The organism is Klebsiella sp. 141203 (genome assembly GCF_032601985.1).
Classification (GTDB): Bacteria; Pseudomonadota; Gammaproteobacteria; order Enterobacterales; family Enterobacteriaceae; genus Klebsiella; species Klebsiella aerogenes.
The window spans coordinates 290,056-316,780 of the sequence record NZ_JAQIRL010000005.1 but is presented as its reverse complement, the minus strand read 5'-3'; the positions used below and the strand labels follow the sequence as shown (position 1 = coordinate 316,780).

General features: G+C 54.7%; 20 protein-coding genes. 11 read left to right on the top strand and 9 right to left on the bottom strand.

Annotation, left to right across the window (positions count from 1 at the left end; all coding sequences use genetic code 11):
• Positions 1–6 precede the first annotated feature (6 nt).
• Positions 7–111, bottom strand: a complete 105-nt coding sequence (locus PGR29_RS24950; RefSeq protein ID WP_370429761.1) for a hypothetical protein — start codon at positions 109–111, stop codon at positions 7–9.
• A gap of 78 nt (positions 112–189) precedes the next feature.
• On the opposite strand from PGR29_RS24950, the gene PGR29_RS20415 reads away from it, so the two are divergent.
• The gene (locus tag PGR29_RS20415; protein WP_316425205.1) at positions 190–2,580 is read left to right on the top strand and encodes a glucose/quinate/shikimate family membrane-bound PQQ-dependent dehydrogenase; all 2,391 of its coding nucleotides are present in this window, start codon (positions 190–192) and stop codon (positions 2,578–2,580) included.
• Between the two features lie 75 nt (positions 2,581–2,655).
• Here the strand turns inward: PGR29_RS20415 and cueO are convergent, their stop codons facing one another.
• Complete coding sequence (gene cueO, locus PGR29_RS20410; RefSeq protein ID WP_316425204.1) at positions 2,656–4,254, bottom strand: multicopper oxidase CueO; 1,599 nt, start codon at positions 4,252–4,254, stop codon at positions 2,656–2,658.
• Positions 4,255–4,399: 145 nt separating this feature from the next.
• On the opposite strand from cueO, the gene PGR29_RS20405 reads away from it, so the two are divergent.
• The 5 genes from PGR29_RS20405 (at position 4,400) to speD (ending at position 8,519) form a co-directional block, all read left to right on the top strand.
• Positions 4,400–4,747: a YacC family pilotin-like protein gene (locus PGR29_RS20405; RefSeq protein ID WP_087860926.1), complete on the top strand. Its 348-nt coding sequence runs from the start codon at positions 4,400–4,402 to the stop codon at positions 4,745–4,747.
• A 264-nt stretch (positions 4,748–5,011) separates the two neighbouring features.
• Entirely contained in the window at positions 5,012–5,425 is a 414-nt protein-coding gene (locus tag PGR29_RS20400; protein ID WP_271031942.1) for a hypothetical protein, read from the top strand.
• An 8-nt stretch (positions 5,426–5,433) separates the two neighbouring features.
• On the top strand, positions 5,434–6,717 hold the full coding sequence (locus tag PGR29_RS20395; protein ID WP_316425203.1) for an FKBP-type peptidyl-prolyl cis-trans isomerase N-terminal domain-containing protein: 1,284 nt from the start codon (positions 5,434–5,436) through the stop codon (positions 6,715–6,717).
• Positions 6,718–6,839: 122 nt separating this feature from the next.
• Entirely contained in the window at positions 6,840–7,700 is an 861-nt protein-coding gene (gene speE, locus PGR29_RS20390; protein ID WP_316425202.1) for a polyamine aminopropyltransferase, read from the top strand.
• Between the two features lie 24 nt (positions 7,701–7,724).
• Positions 7,725–8,519 carry an adenosylmethionine decarboxylase gene (speD, locus tag PGR29_RS20385; RefSeq protein WP_015368213.1) on the top strand — a complete coding sequence of 265 codons (795 nt, stop codon included), beginning with the start codon at positions 7,725–7,727 and terminating at the stop codon, positions 8,517–8,519.
• A 72-nt stretch (positions 8,520–8,591) separates the two neighbouring features.
• On the opposite strand, the gene yacL is transcribed toward speD, so the two are convergent.
• Complete coding sequence (gene yacL, locus PGR29_RS20380; RefSeq protein WP_015368214.1) at positions 8,592–8,954, bottom strand: protein YacL; 363 nt, start codon at positions 8,952–8,954, stop codon at positions 8,592–8,594.
• A 186-nt stretch (positions 8,955–9,140) separates the two neighbouring features.
• Positions 9,141–11,738 carry a bifunctional aconitate hydratase 2/2-methylisocitrate dehydratase gene (gene acnB, locus PGR29_RS20375; protein WP_316425201.1) on the bottom strand — a complete coding sequence of 866 codons (2,598 nt, stop codon included), beginning with the start codon at positions 11,736–11,738 and terminating at the stop codon, positions 9,141–9,143.
• A gap of 355 nt (positions 11,739–12,093) precedes the next feature.
• Between acnB and PGR29_RS20370 the strand changes: the two genes are divergently transcribed.
• Positions 12,094–13,743: a DUF3300 domain-containing protein gene (locus tag PGR29_RS20370; protein WP_316425200.1), complete on the top strand. Its 1,650-nt coding sequence runs from the start codon at positions 12,094–12,096 to the stop codon at positions 13,741–13,743.
• Positions 13,744–13,753: 10 nt separating this feature from the next.
• Positions 13,754–14,560: a DUF2950 family protein gene (locus PGR29_RS20365; RefSeq protein WP_087860871.1), complete on the top strand. Its 807-nt coding sequence runs from the start codon at positions 13,754–13,756 to the stop codon at positions 14,558–14,560.
• 44 nt (positions 14,561–14,604) lie between these two features.
• On the opposite strand, the gene PGR29_RS20360 is transcribed toward PGR29_RS20365, so the two are convergent.
• The 5 genes from PGR29_RS20360 to pdhR form a co-directional block, all read right to left on the bottom strand.
• Entirely contained in the window at positions 14,605–14,889 is a 285-nt protein-coding gene (locus PGR29_RS20360) for a hypothetical protein (RefSeq protein ID WP_087860872.1), read from the bottom strand.
• Between the two features lie 164 nt (positions 14,890–15,053).
• Entirely contained in the window at positions 15,054–16,478 is a 1,425-nt protein-coding gene (lpdA, locus tag PGR29_RS20355; protein WP_015368220.1) for a dihydrolipoyl dehydrogenase, read from the bottom strand.
• 206 nt (positions 16,479–16,684) lie between these two features.
• A complete protein-coding gene (aceF, locus tag PGR29_RS20350; protein ID WP_316425199.1) occupies positions 16,685–18,559 on the bottom strand; it encodes a pyruvate dehydrogenase complex dihydrolipoyllysine-residue acetyltransferase in 1,875 nt (624 codons plus the stop codon).
• Positions 18,560–18,573: 14 nt separating this feature from the next.
• On the bottom strand, positions 18,574–21,237 hold the full coding sequence (aceE, locus tag PGR29_RS20345) for a pyruvate dehydrogenase (acetyl-transferring), homodimeric type (RefSeq protein WP_015368222.1): 2,664 nt from the start codon (positions 21,235–21,237) through the stop codon (positions 18,574–18,576).
• Between the two features lie 140 nt (positions 21,238–21,377).
• Complete coding sequence (gene pdhR / locus PGR29_RS20340; RefSeq protein WP_015368223.1) at positions 21,378–22,157, bottom strand: pyruvate dehydrogenase complex transcriptional repressor PdhR; 780 nt, start codon at positions 22,155–22,157, stop codon at positions 21,378–21,380.
• 645 nt (positions 22,158–22,802) lie between these two features.
• On the opposite strand from pdhR, the gene aroP reads away from it, so the two are divergent.
• From aroP to PGR29_RS20325, 3 genes are all read left to right on the top strand, one after another.
• Positions 22,803–24,176 carry an aromatic amino acid transporter AroP gene (aroP, locus tag PGR29_RS20335; protein WP_161799840.1) on the top strand — a complete coding sequence of 458 codons (1,374 nt, stop codon included), beginning with the start codon at positions 22,803–22,805 and terminating at the stop codon, positions 24,174–24,176.
• Between the two features lie 171 nt (positions 24,177–24,347).
• Positions 24,348–25,754, top strand: a complete 1,407-nt coding sequence (locus tag PGR29_RS20330; protein WP_113374420.1) for a glycoside-pentoside-hexuronide (GPH):cation symporter — start codon at positions 24,348–24,350, stop codon at positions 25,752–25,754.
• Positions 25,754–26,710: a glycoside hydrolase family 43 protein gene (locus tag PGR29_RS20325; RefSeq protein ID WP_316425198.1), complete on the top strand. Its 957-nt coding sequence runs from the start codon at positions 25,754–25,756 to the stop codon at positions 26,708–26,710. Before PGR29_RS20330 ends, PGR29_RS20325 begins: the two co-directional genes overlap by 1 nt.
• Positions 26,711–26,725: the final 15 nt, after the last annotated feature.

Genomic DNA, 26,725 nt, shown 5'->3' with positions numbered 1-26,725 from the left:
TGATTCTTAGGATAAATCTTCAAAGCCGTTGCTTTCACATCGACGTTGACCGGCAAGCGATACAGTATACCAGCAAAACGAAATCTTCGGTGCAGTGAATAATAAAGCCATATTTGTGATTCCGATCACAGTTGTTAAATCCTATAATTAATTGCAGTTAAAAAATTAACAACTGAAGAGTGTCTTTCTATGGCAGAAACAAAATCTCAACAATCACGGTTACTTGTCACGCTGACGGCGCTGTTTGCCGCATTCTGTGGCCTGTATCTGTTAATCGGTGGGGTATGGCTGGCCGCTATCGGCGGTTCCTGGTACTACCCTATCGCAGGTCTGGTGATGCTGGCCGTCACCGTTATGCTGTTCCGCGGCAAGCGCGCTGCGCTGTGGCTGTACGCCGCCCTGCTGCTGGCAACCATGATTTGGGGGGTATGGGAAGTCGGTTTCGACTTCTGGGCGCTGACGCCGCGTAGCGACATCCTGGTCTTCTTCGGCATCTGGCTGATTCTGCCATTTGTCTGGCGCCGTCTACCGATCCCTTCCGCCGGCGCCGTTGGCGGTCTGGTTATCGCCCTGCTGATTAGCGGCGGGATCCTGACCTGGGCCGGTTTCAACGACCCGCAGGAAGTGAACGGTACGCTGAGCGCTGACGCGACGCCGGCTGCGCCGATTTCTACCGTCGCCGATAGCGACTGGCCGGCCTATGGCCGCAACCAGGAAGGCCAGCGTTATTCACCGCTGAAGCAAATTAACGCCGATAACGTGAAGAACCTGAAGGAAGCCTGGGTATTCCGCACCGGCGACCTGAAGCAGCCGAACGATCCGGGTGAAATCACTAACGAAGTGACGCCGATTAAAGTTGGCGACATGCTGTATCTGTGTACCGCGCACCAGCGTCTGTTCGCGCTTGACGCGGCCAGCGGTAAAGAGAAGTGGCATTTTGACCCGCAGCTGAACGCCGATCCGTCGTTCCAGCACGTGACCTGCCGTGGCGTTTCCTATCATGAAGCCAAAGCAGATAACGCCCCTGCCGACGTCGTCGCCGACTGCCCGCGCCGTATTATTCTGCCGGTCAACGATGGCCGTCTGTTCGCGGTGAACGCCGACAACGGTAAGCTGTGCGAAACCTTTGCCAACAAAGGCATTCTCAACCTGCAAACCAATATGCCGGTAACCACGCCGGGTATGTATGAACCGACGTCGCCGCCGATTATCACTGATAAGACTATCGTCATTGCCGGCGCGGTAACCGATAACTTCTCAACCCGCGAGCCATCAGGCGTGATCCGCGGCTTTGATGTGAATACCGGTAAACTGCTGTGGGCCTTTGACCCGGGCGCGAAAGACCCTAATGCGATCCCGAGCGATGAGCATCACTTCACACTCAATTCACCTAACTCCTGGGCGCCTGCCGCCTATGACGCGAAGCTGGATTTAGTCTATCTGCCGATGGGCGTTACCACCCCGGATATCTGGGGCGGCAACCGCACGCCGGAACAGGAACGTTACGCCAGCTCTATCGTGGCGCTGAACGCAACCACCGGGAAACTGGCGTGGAGCTACCAAACCGTACACCACGATCTGTGGGATATGGATATGCCGTCGCAGCCGACGCTGGCCGACATTGATGTGAACGGTAAAACCGTACCGGTGATTTACGCTCCGGCCAAGACCGGCAACATCTTCGTGCTGGATCGCCGTAATGGCGAACTGGTGGTCCCGGCGCCGGAAAAACCGGTTCCGCAAGGTGCGGCGAAAGGCGATTATGTCGCTAAAACCCAGCCGTTCTCCGAGCTGAGTTTCCGTCCGAAGAAAGACCTGACCGGCGCAGACATGTGGGGCGCCACCATGTTTGACCAGCTGGTGTGCCGCGTTATCTTCCATCAGATGCGCTATGAAGGTATCTTCACTCCGCCGTCTGAACAGGGCACGCTGGTGTTCCCTGGTAACCTGGGGATGTTTGAATGGGGCGGTATCTCCGTCGATCCAAACCGTCAGGTGGCTATCGCCAACCCGATGGCGCTGCCTTTCGTCTCTAAATTAATCCCGCGCGGCCCGGGCAACCCGATGGAGCCGCCAAAAGACGCGAAAGGCTCTGGTACCGAGTCCGGCGTTCAGCCGCAGTATGGCGTCCCGTTCGGCGTCACCCTGAACCCGTTCCTGTCGCCGTTTGGCCTGCCGTGTAAACAACCGGCATGGGGTTATATCTCGGCGCTGGATCTGAAGACCAATGAAGTGGTGTGGAAAAAACGCATCGGGACGCCGCAGGATAGTCTGCCGTTCCCGCTGCCTGTCCCGCTGCCGTTCAATATGGGTATGCCGATGCTGGGCGGTCCGATCTCAACCGCCGGTAACGTGCTGTTTATCGCCGCCACCGCCGATAACTACCTGCGCGCTTACAACATGAGCAATGGCGAAAAACTGTGGCAGGCGCGTCTGCCGGCAGGTGGCCAGGCGACGCCGATGACCTATGAAGTGAATGGCAAGCAGTACGTTGTCATCTCTGCCGGCGGTCATGGCTCGTTCGGTACCAAGATGGGTGACTACATCGTTGCCTACGCGCTACCGGATGATGCGAAGTAAAATGCAAAACGGCAACGAAAGTTGCCGTTTTTTTATTTGCCCCCCTCACAGGAGAAGGCGGCAGGTCGCACAGCCCTAAACGGTGAACCCCAACATCATCCCGGTATCTTCATGCTCCAGCAGATGACAGTGCGCCATATAGGCAAACTCCTTTGGCGCCTGATGATCGAACTTCACCAGCACTTCACTCACCCCGCCCTCCACTCTTACCGTATCCTTCCAGCCGCGACGATGCGCCGCCGGCGCCTGGCCATTTTCACTCAGAATACGGAATTGCGTGCCATGAATATGGAAAGGATGCAACATCATGTCGCCCTTGCCGGAGATCAGCCAGCGCTCGTACTGACCTCGGGCCGCGGCAAACATCGGCACATTCATATCAAAGGCTTTGCCGTTGATGCGGTTGGCGTTATGGAAATCGAAGCCCTTTCCTGATGAGGTTCCATGCGCCATGCCGCCGCCGCCGTGGTTCATAGTCTCCATCTGGCCATGATTCATATTGCCCATGTCACCATGATCCATCATCATCCCATGGTTCATACCGGACATCGCCTGGTCGCCATATTTCTTCATCAACGCCTGCATTCCCATCATGTCGAGCATAGGATCCATCGACAGCTGCAGCGTGCGCTGCGTCAGCCCCTCCAGTGAGGGCAGCGCAGGCATCGCCGCCAAAGTATCGGGTAACTTACCGGAGGCCGGGATCAATAGCGGCTGTATACGGAGCACCGGTTGCGGTTTATCAAATGGCGCAATCGCCATCCCCATCTGGCTCACCGGCAGCGTCAGCAGATCAAATGCCTTCCCATCGCGGGTATCAATCAACACCTCAAATCGTTCACCCATCAGCACCGACAGTTCGCTCACTTTGACCGGTTCCGCCAACAGGCCGCCGTCGCTTGCTACTACGTACATTGGGCGGCGATCGCTGGTAGCGAAATTCAGCGAGCGGGCATTACAGCCATTAAGCAGACGCAGACGCAGCCAACCGCGCGGCGGAGCGTGTTCGGGATACAGCGCGCCGTTCGTCAACAGGGTATCGCCAAACCAGCCAACGGCGGCGCTCATGATATCGAGCTGATAATCTATTTCGCCATTGGCATTGAATCTTTTGTCCTGCACGATCACCGGAATATCATCAATTCCCCACTGCTTCGGTAGCAGTAATTGCCCGCTTTCGACATCTTCAATCAGCACCAAACCCGCCAGCCCCATCGCGACCTGACGGCCGGTTTTACCATGCTGATGAGGATGGAACCAGCAGGTTGCCGCTCGCTGCGTCGGCGTAAATTTCACCGTCCTTGAGGCTCCTGCGGCGATGACGCCCTGCGGACCGCCATCGACTTCGCCAGGCACTTCCAGTCCGTGCCAGTGGACCGTGGTCTCCTCCGCCAGGCGGTTATGAATATCTACCGTTACCGCTTCACCTTGCTTCAGCTTCAACGCGGGGCCGAGGAGGTTGCCGTTATAGCCCCAGGTCGTCGCAAGATGCGGGCCAAACTGCGTCTTTCCGGCTTGAATCGTCAGCGTAATGCGATTGCGCGCGTCGGCGGTCAATAAATCCGGAACCGGCAAAGCCGGACGGCCGGCAGCGAATACCGAACGGCTCCAGAGCGGTAAGGCGCTGACCGCGCCAAGCGCGGCGCCTAATTTGATAAACTCACGACGTTGCATTTTCACATCCTTTTATTCTGCTGGTGAATATTTAAGCTTAAACCCTCCCGCAACGGGAAGGTCAAGCAGAAGCTTGTGAATAAAGCTCTGCGTGGTGTAAAGAAGTATGCTAACTTTGATTGTCCGTGTTTCAATGGTAGAAAAAATGAAGACGTTTTTCAGAACAATGCTGTTTGGCAGCCTGCTCGCCCTCTCCGCCAATAGCTATGCATTAAACGAGTCCGAAGCGGAAGATATGGCTGATTTAACGGCGGTATTTGTATTCCTGAAAAACGATTGCGGCTATCAAAATTTGCCAAATACGCAAATTCGCCGCGCGCTGGTCTTTTTTGCCCAGCAAAACCAATGGGATCTCAGCAACTACGATAGCTTTAATATGAAAGCATTAGGTGAGGACAGCTATCGCGATCTCAGCGGTATCAAAATCCCGACCGCCAAAAAGTGCAAAGCTCTGGCGCGTGACTCCCTTAGCCTGCTGGCCTATGTGAAGTAAGCCTATCTGCAGCCGCGGCGATGCGGCTGTCTCTGTAGATTTCTGACTTCCCATCTCCGTTAATATTGACTAAACATGAATTCATTAAACAATATTTTTATTTCATGCTCTCGGTTATTCTCTGTTTTTATTAATTAACTGTAAGCTTAATTTATCAGTAAAAATCACATTCGAGAGTAAACAATTCAACTCATCGTTTATTGCAAAGACCTGCTGGCTAATTAAAATCGCCTGCAACCTCTCTTATTGCAATGGAATGACATTTTGAATATCTCACCTGTTTTTCGCTTACTTCCGTTCACTGTTCTCATGTTAGCTGGCTGCCAGGCGCATCGTCAGGCTAACGCTCCCATAACGCCGCCAATCGCCATCGCCAACGACGCGCAGCAGAATGAAAAGCTGCGGCTGGCCGCTGAGCAGGAGCGACTTAATGCCTGCCGCCAGGCGTTGGATTCGTTAAAAGAAGTCAATCCGAAAGAAGCTTCAAGACTGGGTAGTGAATTCACCGCCCTGATAGGCGCGGCGTCGCAATATAACTCGGTGCGTACGAAAGTCGCCGACCCAACCCGTCAGGGCATCGATTCCATGTATCAATTTAAATCCATTAAGCTTTGCGCCGATATTGAAAAGTCGCTGATCGATAGCCTGGTCATGCGCGGCGATAATGCGGTGAAGTGACAGGCGCCATGATAAATCGCCTTAATATATTGACGCTGGCCTTCATTTTGCTGGCGTCCCTTTTTATTAGTCATGCGCACGCGGATGACGGCGCGCCTGCGTTTCTCAACTATGTCCAGCAGCAGGAGAAAAAAGAGAAGAAAGAGATACCTCCGGCACCGGAGGTCAGTAAACCCTCCCGAGCCCGCGAGAACAACACGGCAGCGCTGCACAAAAAACTGGCCGCGCAAAAAATTCTCATCGCCGACAAAGATAAGACCATCCGCCAACTGCAGGCACAGCTCAAATCGCCACCTCCCGCCAGGATGCCAGCGACGGTAGATAATGCAGCGTTGAATAACACTATCGAACAGCTCCAGCGCCGGATCGCTGCTTTGGACACGGAAAACAAACGGCTTGTTCAGCAAGTCCATACCGTCCAGCAGGAAAAAGTCGACGCCGCGGATAATCTCAAACGCTCTGCCGCCGCTCTGCAGGCGCAAAAGGTAAAGCTCAACGCGCTGGAGACAGACAAGCAGGCGCTGAGCGATAAGCTGGCTACGGCAATGGCGGAGCAGCAGAAACTGAGCGCCGAACTCGCCGGCGTAAAAACCACCGCCGCCACGACAGCCAAAGCACCCACGCTAAACCTCAGCAGCGCTCCACAGCAGCAGGCATATTCGGTTGGCGTGTCGATAGGGCAAGATGCGCTTAAAACGCTGTCCAGCCAGGCCGCTAAGGGGTTAAACCTGCAACAGGAAACCGTTCTTAAGGGCATTAACGATGTTTTTGCCGGTAAGCCGGCGCTGGATGAACAAGCGCGCAATAAGGCGCTTTTCGACGTCTCGCAGCGGTTATACAAGAACATTGATAAGCTTGAGCAACACACTCTACGCGAAGGCAAAAAGTATCAACAGCAATTTGCCGCGCAGAAAGGCGTAGCGCTTAAAGCGGGTATTTACAGCCGTATAGACTACCCCGGCAAAGGTAAGATCGGTGAAAACGATATCGTCACCGTCGTTATCAAAGAAAGCTTGATCGACGGTACCGTGATAAACGATATGGAAGCCGAAGATAAGGTCTGGTCACAGGCGCTAAGTCAGTATCCCGCGACCTTCCGCGAACCGCTTAAACGCCTGAATAACCATGGCGCCATCACTATTGTTGTTCCACCGGAGCGGGCCTACGGCAGCAAAGGAATCCCTGGAAAAATTCCGCCTGGCTCGACGATGGTGTATACCGTGCGAATTGTTGACGCCAGGCCTAACAGCGACCAACAGCCTAAAGCATCTGCGCCGAAAGCCTCACGCTAAGCGAGAGTTCCGCCAAACTTCAGATGGTTTACTATTCGCCATATCAATCTCTACCTATAGTTGGCTATGATGTGGTGCCCGCTTTGCGGGCGCGACAGAAGTTAACAAAGGAGGAGTAAGCCATGGCCGAGAGTAATCAGTGGCATGAGACGCTGCACGACCATTTTGGTCAATATTTTACCGTTGATAACGTGCTGTACCATGAGAAGACCGATCATCAGGATTTAATCATCTTCGAAAATGAGGCATTTGGCCGCGTGATGGCGCTTGATGGCGTGGTGCAAACCACCGAGCGCGATGAGTTTATTTATCATGAAATGATGACCCACGTTCCGCTGCTGGCCCATGGTCACGCAAAGCACGTGCTGATCATTGGCGGCGGCGATGGCGCGATGCTGCGCGAAGTCTCCCGCCATCAACATATCGAAACCATTACCATGGTGGAAATCGACGCCGGGGTGGTCTCGTTCTGCCGTCAGTATCTCCCAAACCATAACGCCGGCGCCTATGACGACCCGCGCTTTACGCTGGTGATCGATGACGGCGTGAACTTCGTCAACCAAACGTCACAAACCTTTGATGTCATTATCTCCGACTGTACCGACCCGATTGGCCCCGGTGAGAGCCTGTTTACCTCGGCGTTTTATGCCGGTTGTAAACGTTGCCTGAACCCCGGCGGAATTTTCGTTGCTCAGAACGGCGTAAGCTTCCTGCAGCAGGATGAAGCGGTCGGTAGTCATCGCAAACTCAGCCATTACTTCAACGATGTCAGCTTCTATCAGGCGGCGATCCCGACCTACTATGGCGGCATCATGACCTTTGCCTGGGCGACCGATAATGAAGCCCTGCGTCATTTGTCGACGGAAATTATTCAGGCCCGCTTCCATAGCGCCGGGCTGAAATGCCGTTATTACAACCCGGCAATTCATACCGCGGCTTTCGCGCTACCGCAGTACCTGCTGGATGCGCTGTCCGCCAGCTAACCTGAAACGAGGAGGTGAACCAAATTGAAAAAGCTTAAGCTGCACGGCTTCAACAACCTGACTAAAAGCCTGAGTTTTTGTATTTACGATATCTGCTACGCTAAAACCGCCGAAGAGCGCGATGGCTATATCGCCTATATCGACGAACTCTATAATGCCAATCGCCTGACGGAAATCCTCTCCGAGACCTGTTCAATCATTGGCGCCAACATACTCAACATCGCACGCCAGGATTATGAACCGCAGGGCGCAAGCGTCACCATTTTGGTTAGCGAAGAGCCTATCGACCCGCAGCTTATCGATCAGAGCGAGCATCCGGGCCCGCTGCCTGAGACCGTGGTCGCACATCTCGATAAAAGCCACATCTGCGTGCATACCTATCCGGAAAGCCATCCGGAAGGCGGTCTGTGCACCTTCCGCGCCGATATTGAAGTCTCCACCTGCGGCGTGATTTCACCGCTGAAGGCGCTGAACTACCTGATTCACCAACTGGAATCCGATATCGTAACCATTGATTATCGCGTGCGTGGTTTCACCCGTGATATCAATGGCATGAAGCATTTTATCGATCATGAAATCAACTCTATTCAGAACTTCATGTCAGAAGATATGAAGTCGCTGTATGACATGGTGGACGTGAACGTCTATCAGGAAAATATGTTCCATACCAAAATGATGCTGAAAGAGTTCGATCTGAAACACTACATGTTCCACACCAAACCGGAAGAGTTAAGCGAGCAAGAGCGCAAGGTGATTACCGACCTGCTGTGGAAAGAGATGCGGGAAATTTATTACGCCCGCAATATACCTGCGGTGTAATGCCTGAAATGCCCGGCGGCGCTTTTGCTTGCCGGGCCTACGGTTGCGCGCCGCCCGGCACAAAACGAATCATTAACGCTGCTGCATAAATTCACGGTATGCGGCAACCACCTGCAGGAAATCCTCCACGCCGCAAAGAGAGAGGCTCTCTTCGTCGTAGTAGTTCATCCCCTCTTCCATTTCATCGCCGGAAAATTCCAGTTGGTTGGCGCGGATCATCACTTCTTCGCCATCCAGCCACAACGTATATTCATGGCCGGCCCGCTGCCAGGAACGTTCACTGCCTTTCACGGTGCGCGCTGCCTGTTCCACTTCATCCAGAAGGGCCAGGTTATCTTTCACCTCTTCGTTGAACCAGTGACCAATCGCCTCGTGGTCCATCGACATTCGCACCTTTACCACACCGGTAATATCGCGCAGAAATTCGTAATCCATAATCTTTTCCTCTGCAAGGGCAATGCGTCACCGCTGCACTGTACCCATAACCTAATTATCGCAGCAGACAGGAAGAAAAAAAGCGCAACGGGTGGGAGGTTTAAAAATAAAAATGCCCGCTGATGCAATGTTCAGCGGGCATTGGAGAGTTTGTAGCCAAACGGTCAGCAAGGCTGACCGAACGGATTACACAGCGGTCTGGAAAATCACGCCGTCAGCTTTTTCAGTGTACTGATCCAGCTGGTTAAAGTTCAGATAGCGATAGGTATCTTCCGCCGTCTTATCAACCTGAGCGACGAAGGTCTGGTACTCTTCCGGCGTCGGCAGTTTGCCCAGCAGAGAAGCGACCGCCGCTAGTTCGGCAGATGCCAGATAGACGTTGGCGCCGGTACCTAAACGGTTCGGGAAGTTACGGGTAGAGGTCGACACGACCGTCGCGCCGTCAGCCACGCGCGCCTGGTTGCCCATACACAGGGAACAGCCAGGGATTTCGATACGCGCGCCGCTCTTACCAAACACGCTGTAGTAGCCTTCTTCAGTCAGCTGCGCGGCATCCATACGGGTTGGCGGCGCCACCCACAGGCGAGTAGGCAGTTGGCCTTTATGGCTGTCCAGCAGCTTACCTGCGGCACGGAAGTGGCCAATGTTGGTCATGCAGGAACCGATAAACACTTCGTCGATCTTCTCACCCTGCACGTCTGACAGCAGACGCGCATCGTCCGGATCGTTCGGCGCACACAGGATTGGCTCTTTGATATCCGCCAGATCGATGTCGATCACTGCCGCGTATTCCGCATCAGCGTCGGCTTCCAGCAGTTGCGGATCCGCCAGCCATTTTTCCATGCCCTGGATACGGCGCTCCAGCGTACGACGATCGCCGTAACCTTCTGCGATCATCCACTTCAGCAGGACGATGTTGGAGTTCAGATACTCAACGATCGGCTCTTTGTTCAGCTTGATGGTACAACCAGCAGCAGAACGCTCGGCGGAAGCATCGGTCAGTTCAAATGCCTGCTCGACTTTCAGATCCGGCAGACCTTCGATTTCAAGGATGCGGCCAGAGAAGATGTTTTTCTTACCTTTCTTCTCAACGGTCAGCAGGCCCTGCTTGATAGCATACAGCGGGATGGCGTGAACCAGATCGCGCAGGGTAATGCCCGGTTGCATTTTACCTTTGAAGCGCACCAGTACCGATTCCGGCATATCCAGCGGCATCACGCCGGTCGCGGCGGCGAAGGCCACCAGACCAGAGCCCGCCGGGAAGGAGATACCAATAGGGAAACGGGTATGGGAATCACCGCCGGTACCGACGGTATCCGGCAGCAGCATACGGTTCAACCAGGAGTGGATAACGCCATCGCCCGGACGCAGTGAAACACCGCCGCGGTTCATGATGAAGTCCGGCAGAGTGTGGTGCGTGGTGACGTCAACCGGCTTCGGATAAGCTGCGGTGTGACAGAAGGACTGCATCACCAGGTCAGCGGAGAAGCCCAGGCACGCCAGGTCTTTCAGCTCATCACGGGTCATTGGACCGGTGGTGTCCTGAGAACCGACGGAGGTCATTTTCGGCTCGCAATAAGCGCCCGGACGGATACCGGCAACGCCGCAGGCGCGGCCAACCATTTTCTGCGCCAGAGAGAAGCCGCGGTTGCTTTCCGCTACGTCTTTCGCATGACGGAAGACATCGCTGTGCGGCAGACCCAGCGCTTCGCGCGCTTTGGTCGTCAGGCCGCGACCGATGATCAGCGGAATACGGCCACCGGCGCGCACTTCGTCGATCAGTACATCGGTTTTCAGTTCGAAGCTTGCCAACAGCTCGTTGGATTCGTGGTTACGCACTTCACCTTTGAACGGGTAAACGTCAATGACGTCGCCCATGTTGAGGTTGCTCACGTCCACTTCAATAGGCAGCGCGCCCGCATCTTCCATGGTGTTGAAGAAGATAGGCGCGATTTTGCCGCCCAGGCACAGGCCGCCGCCGCGCTTGTTCGGTACGTTCGGGATATCGTCGCCCATGAACCACAGCACCGAGTTGGTGGCGGATTTACGCGAAGAACCGGTACCGACAACGTCGCCAACGTAGGCCAGGGGGAAGCCTTTCTGCTGCAGCGCTTCAATTTGTTTAATCGGACCGACCGCGCCCGGCTGATCCGGTTCAATTCCTTCGCGAGCGTTCTTCAGCATCGCCAGAGCGTGCAGTGGGATATCCGGACGGGACCAGGCATCAGGCGCCGGAGACAAGTCATCGGTATTGGTTTCGCCGGTAACTTTGAAGACGGTAACGGTGATTTTTTCCGCCAGTTGCGGACGGTTCAGGAACCACTCGGCATCAGCCCAGGATTGCATAACCTGTTTAGCGTACTCATTACCCGCTTTGGCTTTCTCTTCTACGTCATAGAAGTTATCGAACATCAGCAGGGTATGGGACAGCGCTTTCGCGGCAATCGGCGCCAGTTTGGCATCGTCCAGCGCTTCAATCAGGGGGTGAATATTGTAACCGCCCTGCATGGTGCCCAGCAGTTCAACGGCTTTTTCAGGGGTAACCAGTGGGGAGGTCGCTTCGCCTTTGGCGATAGCGGCAAGGAATCCGGCTTTAACATAGGCGGCTTCATCGACGCCCGGCGGTACACGGTTGGTAAGCAGATCTAACAGGAATTCATCTTCACCCGCTGGCGGGTTTTTCAGCAGTTCTACCAGCGCGGCCATTTGGGTTGCGTCTAAGGGTTTGGCAACAATCCCCATGGCTGCACGCTCAGCTACGTGCTTACGGTATTCTTCTAGCACGACGGTTCTCCTCGCTCTCATTGTAAAATGCGGTAGGCGATTTTCTTCACGCTCCTGTGAGACAGCAGTTTGTAGGGTAAATGCCCGATACCGCGACGGCAGCATAGCAGGATTTTTGAAGGGTGTTAATCTGTTTACAAAAAAGCAACATTAAAATTTAGCTGAATCGTTAAGGGCAGGATATTGCAGGCTTTCTGTCCAAATGCTGGTAGATAAATTTATTTCTGTTACAGATTTAATGTCAGGATCCCAACAAAAATCAAAAAAAACAATATCGTCTTCATATACTCCCGTAACGTACCGTTTTCGCCGATACTTTAGCGAGATGGGTAACATTTCTGTGTCAGGAGCTTCCATGTCACTACCGTTCAAACCCCATATTATCGCCCTGCTCTGCAGCGCAGGCTTACTCGCGGCGGCGGGAACGCTATATGTTAAAAGCCGTACCCCAGAGACTATCGCTGAAGCGCCGGTGACGGCGCAGCCCACAACGGAACCAGCACCAGCATCCCCGACTGCACCGGCGGCGGGACAACCGGTCGCGGCCACCTATACCCAGGCGCAAATCGACCAATGGGTCGCGCCTATTGCGCTCTACCCGGACAGTTTGCTCTCGCAGGTATTGATGGCCTCCACCTATCCGGACAACGTTATGCAGGCGGTGCAGTGGTCGCAGGATAACCCATCGATGAAAGGCGACGCGGCCGTTCAGGCCGTTGCCAGCCAACCGTGGGATCCGAGCGTCAAATCCCTCGTCGCTTTTCCCGCCCTGCTGGCAATGATGGGCGAAAATCCGCCGTGGGTGGAAAACCTTGGCGACGCATTTTTAGCCCAGCCGCACGATGTGATGGATTCCGTACAGCGTCTGCGCGTCATTGCCCAACAAACCGGGACATTGAAATCCACGCCGCAACAGAAAGTGACCGTCACGGCCTCGGCACCCGCCTCTTCGAGGTCATCGAATAGCAGTAGCACGGTATCATCCTCGACAAGCTCAACGGCATCGCCAGCGCCTTCGCAGATTATCAAAATTGAACCGACTAACCCGCAAGTGGTATACGTTCCGAGCTATAACCCTTCGACCGTCTACGGCAGTTGGCCGAATAGCGCCTATCCCCCGGTCTATCTGCCGCCGCCTCCGGGAGAGCAGTTCACCGATAGCTTCGTCAAAGGTTTTGGTTACAGCCTTGGCGTCGCCACCACCTGGGCACTTTTCAGCAGCATCGACTGGGATGATGATGACCATCATCATGATGACGATTACCATCACGGCGGCTACCAGCACAATGGCGATAACATCAATATTAATGTGAATAATTTCAACCGCATTACCGGGCAGAATCTGCCGGGTAACCATGTTAACTGGCAGCATAACCCCGCCTATCGCGGCAACGTGCCTTATCCGAATAATAATGTCGCCCAGCGCTATCATCAGACCAATGTGCCCGGCGGACTCAGCGCGACCCAACACGCGCCGGTCGATCGCAACGCTCAACGGCAAGCGGCGATGACGCAGCTCCAGCATCCCAACGCGCCTGCCGCCAGCGCAGGCAAGCTTGCGGCTAATAACGCCTCTCGCGATGCGCAGCGTCAGGCGGCTTCTCAACAATTGAAGCAGGCCACCCAGCGCAGCAGCTACCGTGGCTACGACAGCACGCCGACACCTGCCAAACAGCAGCGTCGCGAAGCGGCGAAAACGCAGTTGCAACATCCGACGCCGCAGCAGCAACAGCATCGCGAGGCCGTGAAGAACCACGTGCAAAATCCTACGCCTCAGCAACAACAGCGCCGTCAGCAGATTCACTCCGCGACGCCGGCCCAGCGTCAGCAAGCGGTAAGCACGGCGCGCGCCAATGCCTTAAGCGGCAACGAAAGTCGCTCCCCCTCCTGGCAATCGCAGCAGGCGCGCGGGCTGCAAAGCCGCAATATTTCCGGCTTGAGCAGCGAACAGCGCGGCGCCGCCAGAGAGCGTCTTTCCGAACATCATGAATTGCGTCGTCGCTGAGGATGAGCAGATGAGAAAACCATTACAGATCGCCCTATTCACGCTAATGCTGTCGCCGCTCGCCGCCTTCGCCCAGCAACCGTTCCCCACGCCGGAGAAAGCGGCAAGCGCGCTGGCCGATGCGCTCAATCATCGTGATAAAGCCGCGCTCAATAATCTGCTCGGCGATAACTGGCAGCAGTTTTTACCCACCGATGGTATTGATCCCAATGCCGTCGACCGCTTTCAGCGCGACTGGCAGGTGAAACACGTCATTGTCCAGCAGGGTAACAGCGCCTGGCTCGATGTCGGTAGCGAAGCGTGGCGGTTGCCGATTCCCATTGTCAAAGATGAACAGGGCTGGCGTTTTGATATGGCGGCCGGGGAAGATGAAATTCTCACACGCGCCATCGGCCGCAATGAACTGTCGGCAATTGCCGCCATGCACGCCTACGTTGATGCCCAGCAGGATTACTATCAAATGAATCATCGCTGGGCACAAAAAATCATCAGCAGCGAAGGCAAAAAAGATGGCCTGTACTGGCCTACCTCGCCGGGTGAAACGCCAAGCCCGCTGGGGCCGGCATTCAGCCCGACGGAGCCCGGCGCCGGGTATCATGGCTACCGCTTCCGCATTATCGCCGATAACGATAATCAAGGCGTCGCTTTACTGGCATGGCCGGTAGAGTGGGGAGAAACCGGGGTGATGAGCTTTATGATCGATCAGAACGATAAGGTCTGGCAGGCGAACCTGGGCGAAGAGAGCGCGACGAAAGCGCAGGCAATCACGCATTTTGCCCCCGATTCTGCAGCGGGATGGCAGGCGGTCAATCAATAAAAAAATGCCCGGTTGCGCGATAGCAACCGGGCACTCTCTGGTGCTTAGCCCTGGTGCGGCATCAGCTCCGGATAACCGGCAAAAGCAGGTTTCTGACTGGTCAGCGCCGCTTCATCCGAGCTGATGCTCCCGGAATTCGCCGCCCACACCCCTTCAGTAGTTTTCGTCACCAACTGATGCTGCGCATTCAGATCCTGGCCCATCGCCGCAATATGGCTATTTTCAGTGCCGCCGCTGTTCGCAGCCCAGGGAATGACCGCATCGGCCGCACAGGCCATACCGGAAACTAATGTCGTCGCTAACAGCGCCGTGGTTAACAAGCGTTTCATCTCACACCTCAGATACATAATTAACTACCTATTAGTTTACTGAGTGACTATTTTCAAAGTATGTATGAGGTGTAGCGGTTTGTGAACACGGACATAGTTCTAAACATTAGCGATAAAAAAAGCGGCTCTGAGAGCCGCTTATGCATTTTACCCGAAAGAAAAAGTTACTTTTTCTTCGCTTTCGCGTTTGGCAGGTCGGTAATGCTACCTTCGAAGACTTCTGCCGCCAGGCCAACGGACTCGTGCAGAGTCGGGTGAGCGTGGATAGTCAGCGCGATGTCTTCCGCGTCGCAGCCCATTTCGATAGCCAGACCGATTTCACCCAGCAGCTCGCCGCCGTTGGTGCCGACAATCGCGCCGCCGATAACACGGTGGGTCTCTTTGTCGAAGATCAGTTTGGTCATACCGTCTGCGCAGTCGGAAGCGATAGCACGGCCGGAAGCAGCCCACGGGAAGGTGGCGGTTTCGTAGCTGATGCCCTTCTCTTTCGCTTCTTTCTCAGTCAGGCCAACCCATGCCACTTCTGGCTCGGTGTAGGCGATAGACGGGATAACTTTCGGATCGAAGTAATGTTTCAGGCCGGAGATAACTTCTGCGGCAACGTGACCTTCGTGTACGCCTTTGTGCGCCAGCATCGGCTGGCCGACGATATCGCCGATAGCAAAGATGTGCGGCACGTTGGTGCGCATTTGTTTGTCAACGCGAATGAAGCCGCGATCGTCAACTTCCACGCCGGCTTTGCCTGCGTCGAGGTTTTTACCGTTCGGCACGCGGCCGATAGCCACCAGCACCGCGTCGTAACGCTGCGCTTCCGCCGGGGCTTTTTTGCCTTCCATGGAAACGTAAATACCGTCTTCTTTTGCTTCAACGGCGGTTACTTTGGTTTCCAGCATCAGGTTGAATTTCTTGCTGATACGTTTGGTGAAGACTTTAACCACGTCTTTGTCGGCAGCCGGGATAACCTGGTCGAACATTTCAACCACGTCAATCTCTGAACCCAGCGCATGGTATACGGTACCCATTTCCAGACCGATGATACCGCCGCCCATAACCAGCATGCGTTTCGGTACAGATTTCAGTTCCAGAGCGTCGGTGGAATCCCAAACGCGCGGGTCTTCATGCGGGATAAACGGCAGTTGAATCGGACGGGAGCCCGCCGCGATGATCGCGTTGTCGAAGTTAATCACGGTTTTGCCGTTTTCGCCTTCAACTTCCAGGGTGTTAGCGCCGGTGAATTTACCCAGACCGTTAACCACCTTCACTTTACGACCTTTGGCCATGCCAGCCAGACCACCGGTCAGCTGAGTGATGACTTTTTCTTTCCAGGTGCGGATCTTGTCAATGTCGGTTTTCGGTTCGCCGAAAACGATGCCGTGTTCGGCCAGCGCTTTCGCTTCTTCGATAACTTTAGCAACGTGCAGCAGTGCTTTAGAAGGGATACAACCCACGTTCAGGCAAACGCCGCCCAGGGAGCTGTAACGTTCTACGATGACGGTTTCCAGACCTAAATCAGCGCAACGGAAGGCTGCAGAGTAGCCTGCAGGACCTGCCCCAAGTACCACGACCTGAGTTTTGATTTCAGTACTCATCATGACCTCTGTAATTTATATCCGGCGGGTCTGACGCTTTTATTATTACGCCCAAGTCCACCGGGACGTTCTATCCGCGTGTATTTTACAAAATTGTTAACAATTTTTAAACAACAAACGGCAAACGATTTTGTCCTTTGTTGCTGATAATCCTCAACAGCCTGAGGTTATCAGAAAAAAGCCGGCCGTCAGGCCGGCTTTTTCGCTTACATCACCAGGCGGCGAATGTCGCTCAAGGTGTTGTTGATGATGGTAATGAAACGGGCACCATCAGCACCGTCGATGACGCGGTGGTCGAAGGACAGAGAGATCGGCATCATCAGACGCGGAACGAACTCTTTACCATTCCATACCGGCTCCATCGCGGACTTAGACACGCCCAGGATGGCCACTTCCGGCGCGTTAACAATCGGCGCGAAGTGGGTGGTACCCAGGCCGCCGATGCTGGAGATGGTGAAGCAACCGCCCTGCATTTCGCCAGCAGTCAGCTTGCCATCGCGCGCTTTCTTCGAGATGGTGGTCAGTTCGCGAGACAGCTCGGTGATGCTCTTCTTGTTCACGTCTTTAAAGACCGGAACCACCAGACCGTTCGGAGTATCAACCGCCACACCGATGTTGATGTATTTCTTCAGCGTCAGACGCTGACCGTCTTCGGACAGCGAGCTGTTGAAGCGCGGCATCTGCTCAAGCGCAGCGGCAACGGCTTTCATGATGAAGACCACTGGGGTGAATTTCACATCCAGTTTGCGCTTCTCAGCTTCGGCATTCTGCTGCTTACGGAACGCTTCCAGATCGGTGATATCGGTTTTGTCGAAGTGCGTAACGTGCGGGATCATCACCCAGTTACGGCTCAGGTTAGCGCCAGAGATTTTCTGGATACGACCCAGTTCCACTTCTTCGATTTCGCCAAACTTGCTGAAGTCAACTTTCGGCCATGGCAGCATGCCCGGCAGACCGCCGCCTGCGGCAGCAGCCGGTGCGGATTCAGCGCGTTTAACCGCTTCTTTCACGTAAGCCTGAACGTCTTCGCGCAGGATACGACCTTTACGGCCAGTCCCTTTCACTTTCGCCAGGTTTACGCCGAACTCGCGCGCCAGGCGGCGAATCAGCGGAGTCGCGTGAACGTAAGCTTCGTTTTCAGCGAATTCGGTTTTACCTTCTGCTTTCGCAGCCGGCGCGGCAGCTTTCTGAGCCGGTGCCGGTGCAGCAGCCGGTGCCGGAGCAGCAGCAGGCGCGGCGCCTTCCACTTCGAAGACCATGATCAGAGAGCCGGTAGACACTTTGTCGCCGGTGCTGATTTTGATCTCTTTTACGGTACCCGCGAACGGCGCCGGAACTTCCATAGAAGCTTTGTCGCCTTCGACGGTGATCAGTGACTGCTCAGCGGCAACTTTATCGCCGACTTTTACCATCACTTCGGTGACTTCAACTTCGTCGCCGCCGATATCCGGTACGTTAACATCCTTCACGCCGGCTGCAGCAGCCGGTGCCGCTGCAGCCGGAGCGGCAGCCTGTGCCGGAGCGGCTGCAGGCGCAGCGCCCGCCACTTCGAAGATCATGATCAGGGAGCCGGTGGACACTTTGTCGCCGGTGTTGATTTTGATCTCTTTTACGGTACCCGCGAACGGCGCCGGAACTTCCATAGAAGCTTTGTCGCCTTCGACAGTGATCAGGGATTGCTCAGCGGCGATGGTGTCGCCCACTTTAACCATGATCTCGGTGACTTCAACTTCATCGCCGCCGATATCCGGTACGTGAACTTCTTTCGCTGCGCTTGCCGCCGGCGCTGCTGCCGGTGCCGGAGCAGCTGCTTTCTCTTCCTGCGCAGGTGCAGCGGCTGCTGCACCCTCGGCGGAATCGAAAATCATGATCAGTTTGCCAGTCTCGGTTTTGTCGCCGACGGAGACTTTAATCTCTTTCACGACGCCAGCCTGCGGAGACGGAACTTCCATAGAGGCCTTGTCGCCTTCTACGGTGATCAGCGACTGTTCAGCTTCAACTTTGTCGCCAACTTTGACCAGGATCTCGGTGATTTCAACTTCATCAGCCCCGATGTCCGGTACTTTGATTTCGATAGCCATTATTCTCTTACCTCTTACGCCAGACGCGGGTTAACTTTTTCTGCATCGATGTCGAATTTAGCAATGGCGTCAGCCACGACTTTCTTATCGATTTCACCACGTTTAGCCAGTTCGCCCAGCGCCGCAACGACCACATAGGAAGCATCGACTTCGAAGTGGTGACGCAGGTTTTCACGGCTGTCGGAACGACCGAAGCCATCGGTACCCAGTACGCGGTAATCATCAGCCGGTACGTAAGTACGAACCTGCTCGGCGAACAGTTTCATATAGTCAGTGGATGCCACAGCCGGAGCGTCGTTCATCACCTGAGCGATGTACGGTACGCGCGGAGTTTCCAGCGGGTGCAGCATGTTCCAGCGTTCGCAATCCTGGCCATCACGCGCCAGTTCGGTGAAGGAGGTGACGCTATACACGTCAGAACCCACGCCGTAGTCTTTCGCCAGGATCTGCGCTGCTTCACGAACGTGACGCAGGATAGAACCGGAGCCCAGCAGCTGAACTTTACCTTTGCTACCTTCGAGGGTTTCGAGTTTGTAGATACCTTTACGGATACCTTCCTCGGCGCCTTCCGGCATGGCCGGCATGTGGTAGTTTTCGTTCAGCGTAGTGATGTAGTAGTAAACGTTCTCTTGCGCTTCGCCGTACATACGTACCAGACCGTCATGCATGATGACAGCGACTTCGTACGCGTAAGACGGGTCGTAGGAGATACAGTTCGGGATAGTCAGCGACTGAATGTGGCTGTGACCATCTTCGTGCTGCAGACCTTCGCCGTTCAGCGTAGTACGACCGGAAGTACCGCCGATCAGGAAGCCGCGAGCCTGCTGATCGCCTGCCGCCCAGCACAGATCGCCGATACGCTGGAAGCCGAACATCGAGTAGTAGATGTAGAACGGAATCATCGGCAGGTCGTTGGTGCTGTAGGAGGTCGCAGCAGCCAGCCAGGATGCGCCTGCGCCCAGCTCGTTAATACCTTCCTGCAGAATCTGGCCTTTCTCGTCTTCTTTGTAGTATGCAACCTGCTCACGGTCCTGCGGGGTGTACTGCTGGCCGTTCGGGCTGTAGATACCGATCTGACGGAACAGACCTTCCATACCGAAAGTACGCGCTTCATCGGCGATGATCGGCACCAGACGATCTTTGATCGACTTGTTCTTCAGCATCACGTTCAGGGCACGAACGAAAGCGATAGTGGTAGAGATTTCTTTGTTTTGCTCTTCCAGCAGCGCGCTGAAGTCGGCCAGGGTCGGCAGCTCCAGTTTCTCAGTGAATTTCGGCTGACGAGTCGGCAGGTAGCCGTTCAGCTTTTCACGTTGAGCATGCAGGTAAGTGTGCTCTTCGGAACCTTCCGGGAAGGTCACGTACGGCAGTTTTTCGATATCGGCATCAGCCACCGGCACGTTGAAACGATCGCGGACGTAGCGAACGCCGTCCATGTTCATTTTCTTAACCTGGTGCGCGATGTTTTTACCTTCCGCGGTGTCGCCCATACCATAACCTTTAATGGTATGCGCCAGAATCACGGTCGGCTGGCCTTTGGTTTCCTGCGCTTTTTTCAGTGCAGCGTAGACTTTCTTCGGATCGTGACCGCCACGGTTCAGGGCCCAGATCTGCTCGTCAGTCCAGTCGGCAACCAGCGCGGCGGTTTCCGGATATTTACCGAAGAAGTGCTCACGAACGTAGGCGCCGTCTTTGGATTTGAAGGTCTGGTAGTCGCCGTCAACGGTTTCGTTCATCAGCTGAATCAGCTTACCGCTGGTGTCTTTACGCAGCAGCTCATCCCAACGACCGCCCCAGATAACCTTGATAACGTTCCAGCCAGCACCACCGAAGATGCCTTCCAGTTCGTTAATGATTTTACCGTTACCGGTGACCGGGCCGTCCAGACGCTGCAGGTTGCAGTTGATGACGAAGACCAGGTTATCCAGTTTTTCACGGGTCGCGATGGTGATAGCGCCTTTAGATTCCGGCTCATCCATCTCGCCATCGCCCAGGAAGGCGTAAACGGTTTGCGCAGAGGTGTCTTTCAGACCACGGTGTTCCAGATATTTCAGGAATTTAGCCTGATAGATAGCGCCCAACGGCCCCAGACCCATCGATACGGTCGGGAACTGCCAGAATTCCGGCATCAGTTTCGGGTGCGGATAAGAGGACAGACCATTACCGTGAACTTCCTGACGGAAGTTGTTCATCTGCTCTTCAGTCAGACGACCTTCCAGGAAGGCACGTGCATATACGCCCGGAGAGATGTGGCCCTGGAAGTAAACCAGATCGCCGCCGTCTTTCTCAGTGCGCGCACGGAAGAAGTGGTTGAAGCAGACTTCGTAGAAGGTAGCGGAAGACTGGTAGGATGCCATGTGGCCACCCAGTTCCAGATCTTTCTTCGATGCGCGCAGAACGGTCATGATGGCGTTCCAACGGATCGCTGAACGAATACGGCGTTCCAGCTCCAGATTGCCCGGGTATTCCGGTTCATCTTCAACGGCAATAGTGTTGACGTAATTATGCGCTGCCGCACCGGCCGCTACTTTCACGCCGCCTTTGCGGGCCTCAGAAAGAAGCTGGTCGATCAGATACTGAGCACGCTCAACACCTTCTTCACGGATGACCGATTCGATCGCCTGTTGCCAGTCGCGAGTTTCGATCGGATCCACGTCATTCTGGAAACGTTCTGACATGGGGGTATTCCTTATCTATCTAATCGTTGATTTAACTGGAACCTGTCCCATTGAACTCTTTAGCGTTTCACTCTGATGAACAACCAAAAATTCAATAAGACAGGTTCTGCGTTTAGTTGCCGCGCTCTAAAAAATGGCGCTTAAGAACCGGAGTTCTCGTCCTTTCGTTGCTGTAAACGACGCAATGAACGTTCTCTACGACTCTGTTCACGGCTACGATCCAGCAAAATTTCCTCAATGAACGCCAGGTGACGGTGCGACGCCTCACGCGCCTGCTCCGGCTCCCCGGCCATTATCGCCTCGAAAATGCGAGTACGATGGTTGCTGACCAACGGGAGCATTTCCCGGCGGGCATACAGCAATTCAAAGTTCTGACGAACGTTCTGTGCCAGCATCGGCTCCATACACCTTAGCAGATGGAGCAACACCACATTGTGCGCCGCTTCGGTGACGGCGATTTGGTACTGGACGACAGCGCCGGATTCGGCGTCGAGATCGCCGGACTGTTGGGCCCGTTCAATGGCTTGATGCAGTTCGCGAATACGGTCGCGATCTTCATCATTGCTGCGCAGCGCCGCGTAATAAGCCGCGATGCCTTCCAGCGCGTGACGGGTTTCCAGCAAATCGAATTGGGATTCAGGATGGTCGGACAGGAGCTCGACCAACGGGTCGCTAAAGCTCTGCCACAGGCTGCTTTGTACAAAGGTTCCACCGCCCTGGCGACGAAGCAACAGGCCCTTGGCTTCGAGGCGTTGAATCGCCTCACGGAGCGAGGGACGGGAAACGTCGAACTGTTTTGCCAGTTCGCGTTCAGGCGGGAGTTTTTCACCGGGGCGCAACGTCCCCTCAAGAATCAGAAACTCCAGCTGCTGCTCTATCACATCAGAAAGTTTTGGTTGGCGGATCTTGCTGTAGGCCATATTCCCTGTCTCTGCCATTCGCCCGGAGTCAATTGGTCTTACCAATTTAAAGTTCGTAGCGCTAAAGTAACAAAGTATTCACCTCCTGTCCATACAGGTTTTGATTGAAATCAGTAAACCCGGCCTTTTTTAACAACCTTACAGAAATAACGTTTCAGAAATGTAACCTTGCACAAAACTTACATTTACCCAGCAAGGGGTAGCATTAACTTTATATAAACGAAAAATTACGCTTTCTGAACCGATTCAAGAAGCGAAAAAGTGCATTTATAAACCAATAAAGTGAATAGATAACCAATAAAGGGTAGCGGCGACGGTGGTAAGAAAAAATGACAAACGGTGTCTTTTTGTTCGTTCCGTCATCATCCCTTCATAAAGCAGGTGCATTCGCACGCCCTTACCATTATTCTGCATCAGGCGAAAGGTCTTTGAGGGAATTTCCGCTTTGCTTTCCGTAAAGAAATCAATACAAAAATGGAATTTCATAATTACACAAACACAACAATGTGTGCGTTGCGTCACTCGGGTAAAAACTGGCCTCAAACGCCTTGAAATTAGCTAACTATGCTATTTGGCAGAGACGGACAGCAAAGCAGCAACCTGAAGGATGAAGCGTATAAACATAATAACCACACACGAGGTTTCATGATGGAAGGTCAACAGCATGGCGATCGACTCAAGCGCGGCTTGAAGAACCGCCATATACAGCTCATTGCGCTAGGAGGCGCTATCGGTACGGGCTTATTCCTGGGAAGTGCGTCAGTGATTCAATCTGCAGGTCCTGGTATTATTCTCGGCTACGCTATCGCCGGGTTTATCGCCTTCCTGATCATGCGCCAACTCGGCGAAATGGTCGTCGAAGAACCGGTAGCCGGTTCATTCAGCCATTTTGCTTATAAATACTGGGGCGGCTTTGCCGGCTTTGCCTCCGGCTGGAACTATTGGGTGCTGTATGTGCTTGTCGCCATGGCGGAGCTGACCGCCGTCGGCAAATATATCCAGTTCTGGTGGCCGGAAATCCCTACCTGGGCTTCGGCAGCAGTCTTCTTCATCGCCATTAACGCCATTAACCTGACCAACGTAAAAGTGTTCGGCGAAATGGAATTCTGGTTCGCGATTATTAAAGTCGTCGCGGTAGTGGCCATGATTCTGTTCGGCGCCTGGTTGTTGTTCAGCGGCAACGGCGGCCCGCAGGCGACGGTCAGTAACCTGTGGGATCAGGGCGGTTTCCTGCCGCACGGCTTCACCGGGCTGGTGATGATGATGGCGATCATTATGTTCTCCTTCGGCGGTCTGGAACTGGTGGGCATCACCGCGGCAGAAGCGGACAACCCGGAAAAGAGCATCCCGAAAGCCACCAACCAGGTTATCTACCGTATCCTTATTTTCTATGTAGGCTCCCTGGCCGTGCTGCTCTCGCTGCTGCCGTGGACGCGCGTCACCGCCGATACCAGCCCGTTCGTGCTGATCTTCCACGAACTCGGCGACACGCTGGTGGCAAACGCCCTCAACATCGTGGTGCTGACCGCCGCGCTCTCGGTTTACAACAGCTGCGTGTACTGTAACAGCCGTATGCTGTTCGGCCTGGCGCAGCAGGGTAATGCGCCGAAAGCGCTGCTGACTCTCGATAAACGCGGCGTACCGGTCAACACCATTCTGGTGTCCGCCGTAGTCACCGCGCTGTGCGTGCTGATCAACTACCTGGCGCCGGAATCGGCGTTCGGACTGCTGATGGCGCTGGTGGTCTCCGCGCTGGTAATTAACTGGGCGATGATTAGCCTCGCGCACATCAAATTCCGTCGCGCTAAGCAGCAGGAAGGCGTGAAAACGCGTTTCCCAGCGCTGTTCTACCCGCTGGGTAACTGGGTATGCCTGCTATTTATGGTCGCGGTACTGGCCATCATGCTGATGACCCCGGGGATGGCGATTTCGGTGTGGCTGATACCGGTATGGATTGCCGTTCTCGGCGTTGGCTATCTGTTTAAACAGAAAAGCGCCGGCGTCGTAAAAGCACAATAATACATCTCGTCACGCCGTGTCCGTCCTTTACCGACGGGCACGGCGCATTGTTATCTGCTTCACACTTTCCTTCCTGTAACAGTTTTCTCCATATCGATGACGGATTACTGCAACGTAATTCCCGACGCTAAGACCAATAATTCTCTCCAGACTGCAATGGAGAGTTCCAGGATGACAGGCAATACACTTTCGCTGAAAGAAAAGATTGGCTACGGGATGGGCGACGCCGGATGTAACATTATCTTTGGCGCCATCATGTTGTTCGTTAACTACTTTTATACGGATATTTTTGGTCTTGCGCCGGCGCTGGTTGGGGTGCTGCTGCTTTCGGTGCGCGTCATCGATGCCGTCACCGACCCGATCATGGGAGCGATGGCCGACCGCACCCGCAGTAAATATGGCCGCTTTCGCCCATGGCTGCTGTGGATGGCCTTCCCCTACGCCCTGTTCAGCGTACTGATGTTCACCACCCCGGAATGGACCTACAACAGCAAGGTTATCTATGCCTTCGTCACCTACTTCCTGCTGTCGATAACCTATACCGCGATAAATATCCCCTACTGCTCTTTGGGGACAGTGATGACATCCGACCCACAAGAACGTGTCGCCTGCCAGTCATACCGCTTTGTGCTGGTCGGTATCGCGACGCTTCTGCTCTCGCTGACTCTGCTGCCTATGGCGGAGTGGTTCGGCGGCGCTGATAAAGCCAAAGGTTATCAAATGGCGATGACCGTATTGGCGTTCATCGGCATGTGTATGTTTTTGTTCTGCTTCGCCACCGTACGCGAGCGCATCCGCCCGGCGGTCCAAACCAACGACGAGCTGAAAAAAGACCTCAAAGATGTGTGGAAAAACGACCAGTGGGTTCGCATTTTGCTCTTAACCCTGTGCAACGTTTGCCCCGGCTTTATCCGTATGGCCGCCACCATGTACTACGTCACCTGGGTCATGGGGCAAAGTACCCATTTCGCCACCCTGTTTATCAGCCTTGGCGTCGTCGGCATGATGATCGGCAGCATGCTGGCGAAAGTGCTGACCGACCGTTGGTGTAAACTGCAGGTCTTTTTCTGGACCAACATTGTACTGGCGGTCTTCTCCTGCGCGTTCTACTTCTTTAATCCGCATGCCACGACGCTGATTCTGGTGCTCTACTTCCTGCTCAATATCCTGCATCAAATCCCGTCGCCGCTGCACTGGTCGCTGATGTCCGACGTTGATGACTACGGCGAGTGGAAAACCGGTAAACGGATCACCGGCATCAGCTTCTCCGGCAACCTGTTCTTCCTGAAAGTTGGGCTGGCGGTCGCCGGGGCTATGGTGGGTTTCCTGCTGTCGTGGTACGGCTACGATGCCGGCGCGAAGGAGCAAAGCGCCTCGGCGCTAAATGGTATCGTGCTGCTGTTCTCAGTGATCCCCGGCGTTGGCTACCTGATTACCGCAGGCGTCGTACGCCTGCTGAAAGTTGACCGCAATCTGATGCGCCAAATCCAGAGTGATTTGGAAAAGCGCCGCAGTAACTACAGCGAACTGAATGAACTCCAGGAATTGAAAACCAGTGAACACATAAGGAAAGCCTGATGAACAACTGGCCTAACCCCTTTATTGAACAACGCGCGGACCCTTTTATCCTGCGCCATCACGACCACTACTATTTTATTGCCTCCGTGCCGGAATACGATCGGCTGGAGATTCGCCGCGCCGCCACGCTGGAAGGCCTGCGTGAAGCCGAGCCGGTGACCGTCTGGCGCAAGCCGCAAAACGGGCCGATGAGCCAGCTGATTTGGGCGCCGGAGCTCCACCACATCGACGGCAAGTGGTATATCTATTTCGCCGCCGCCCCGACCCATGACCTCGACGCCCAGGGGATGTTCCAGCACCGGATGTTTGCCCTTGAGTGTACCGACAGCGATCCTCTCAGCGGCCGTTGGCATGAAAAAGGGCAAATTATCACCCCGTTCGATACCTTTGCCCTCGACGCCACCACCTTCAGCCATCAAGGGAAACGCTGGTATTTATGGGCGCAGAAAGACCCGCAGATCGCCGGCAATAGCAATCTCTATCTGGCGGAGCTGGAAAACCCGTGGACGCTAAAAGGCGCGCCGCTCATGCTGAGCAAGCCGGAGTTCGCCTGGGAATGCCGGGGATTTATGGTCAATGAGGGGCCTGCGGTGCTGGTACACGGCGATAAGCTATTTATCAGCTATTCCGCCAGCGCGACCGATGAAAACTACTGCATGGGATTATTATGGATCGACCGTGAAGCCGACCCGCTGGTGGCTGAAAACTGGCATAAATCCCCGCAGCCGGTATTTCGCACCAGCTATGAAAACCGCCAGTATGGTCCCGGCCACAATAGCTTTACGCAAACGCCGCAGGGGGAAGATGTGCTGGTGTACCACGCGCGCAACTACACCGAAATTGAAGGCGACCCGCTGTACGATCCTAACCGTCACACCCGGCTAAAGCTGGTACGCTGGCAAGAAAACGGGATGCCCGACTTCGGCATCCCGCCCGCTGACTCGCTACGGTTATAGGACCGTAGGCCGGAT

Coding starts and splice junctions, on each gene's coding strand:
- aceF (WP_316425199.1), bottom strand. CDS start 18,559: ATGGCTATCGAAATCAAAGTACCGGACATCGGGGCTGATGAAGTTGAA.
- PGR29_RS20370 (WP_316425200.1), top strand. CDS start 12,094: ATGTCACTACCGTTCAAACCCCATATTATCGCCCTGCTCTGCAGCGCA.
- PGR29_RS24950 (WP_370429761.1), bottom strand. CDS start 111: ATGGCTTTATTATTCACTGCACCGAAGATTTCGTTTTGCTGGTATACT.
- PGR29_RS20365 (WP_087860871.1), top strand. CDS start 13,754: ATGAGAAAACCATTACAGATCGCCCTATTCACGCTAATGCTGTCGCCG.
- aceE (WP_015368222.1), bottom strand. CDS start 21,237: ATGTCAGAACGTTTCCAGAATGACGTGGATCCGATCGAAACTCGCGAC.
- PGR29_RS20330 (WP_113374420.1), top strand. CDS start 24,348: ATGACAGGCAATACACTTTCGCTGAAAGAAAAGATTGGCTACGGGATG.
- yacL (WP_015368214.1), bottom strand. CDS start 8,954: ATGGATTACGAATTTCTGCGCGATATTACCGGTGTGGTAAAGGTGCGA.
- cueO (WP_316425204.1), bottom strand. CDS start 4,254: ATGCAACGTCGTGAGTTTATCAAATTAGGCGCCGCGCTTGGCGCGGTC.
- PGR29_RS20360 (WP_087860872.1), bottom strand. CDS start 14,889: ATGAAACGCTTGTTAACCACGGCGCTGTTAGCGACGACATTAGTTTCC.
- speE (WP_316425202.1), top strand. CDS start 6,840: ATGGCCGAGAGTAATCAGTGGCATGAGACGCTGCACGACCATTTTGGT.
- lpdA (WP_015368220.1), bottom strand. CDS start 16,478: ATGAGTACTGAAATCAAAACTCAGGTCGTGGTACTTGGGGCAGGTCCT.
- PGR29_RS20415 (WP_316425205.1), top strand. CDS start 190: ATGGCAGAAACAAAATCTCAACAATCACGGTTACTTGTCACGCTGACG.
- pdhR (WP_015368223.1), bottom strand. CDS start 22,157: ATGGCCTACAGCAAGATCCGCCAACCAAAACTTTCTGATGTGATAGAG.
- PGR29_RS20405 (WP_087860926.1), top strand. CDS start 4,400: ATGAAGACGTTTTTCAGAACAATGCTGTTTGGCAGCCTGCTCGCCCTC.
- PGR29_RS20395 (WP_316425203.1), top strand. CDS start 5,434: ATGATAAATCGCCTTAATATATTGACGCTGGCCTTCATTTTGCTGGCG.
- PGR29_RS20325 (WP_316425198.1), top strand. CDS start 25,754: ATGAACAACTGGCCTAACCCCTTTATTGAACAACGCGCGGACCCTTTT.
- aroP (WP_161799840.1), top strand. CDS start 22,803: ATGATGGAAGGTCAACAGCATGGCGATCGACTCAAGCGCGGCTTGAAG.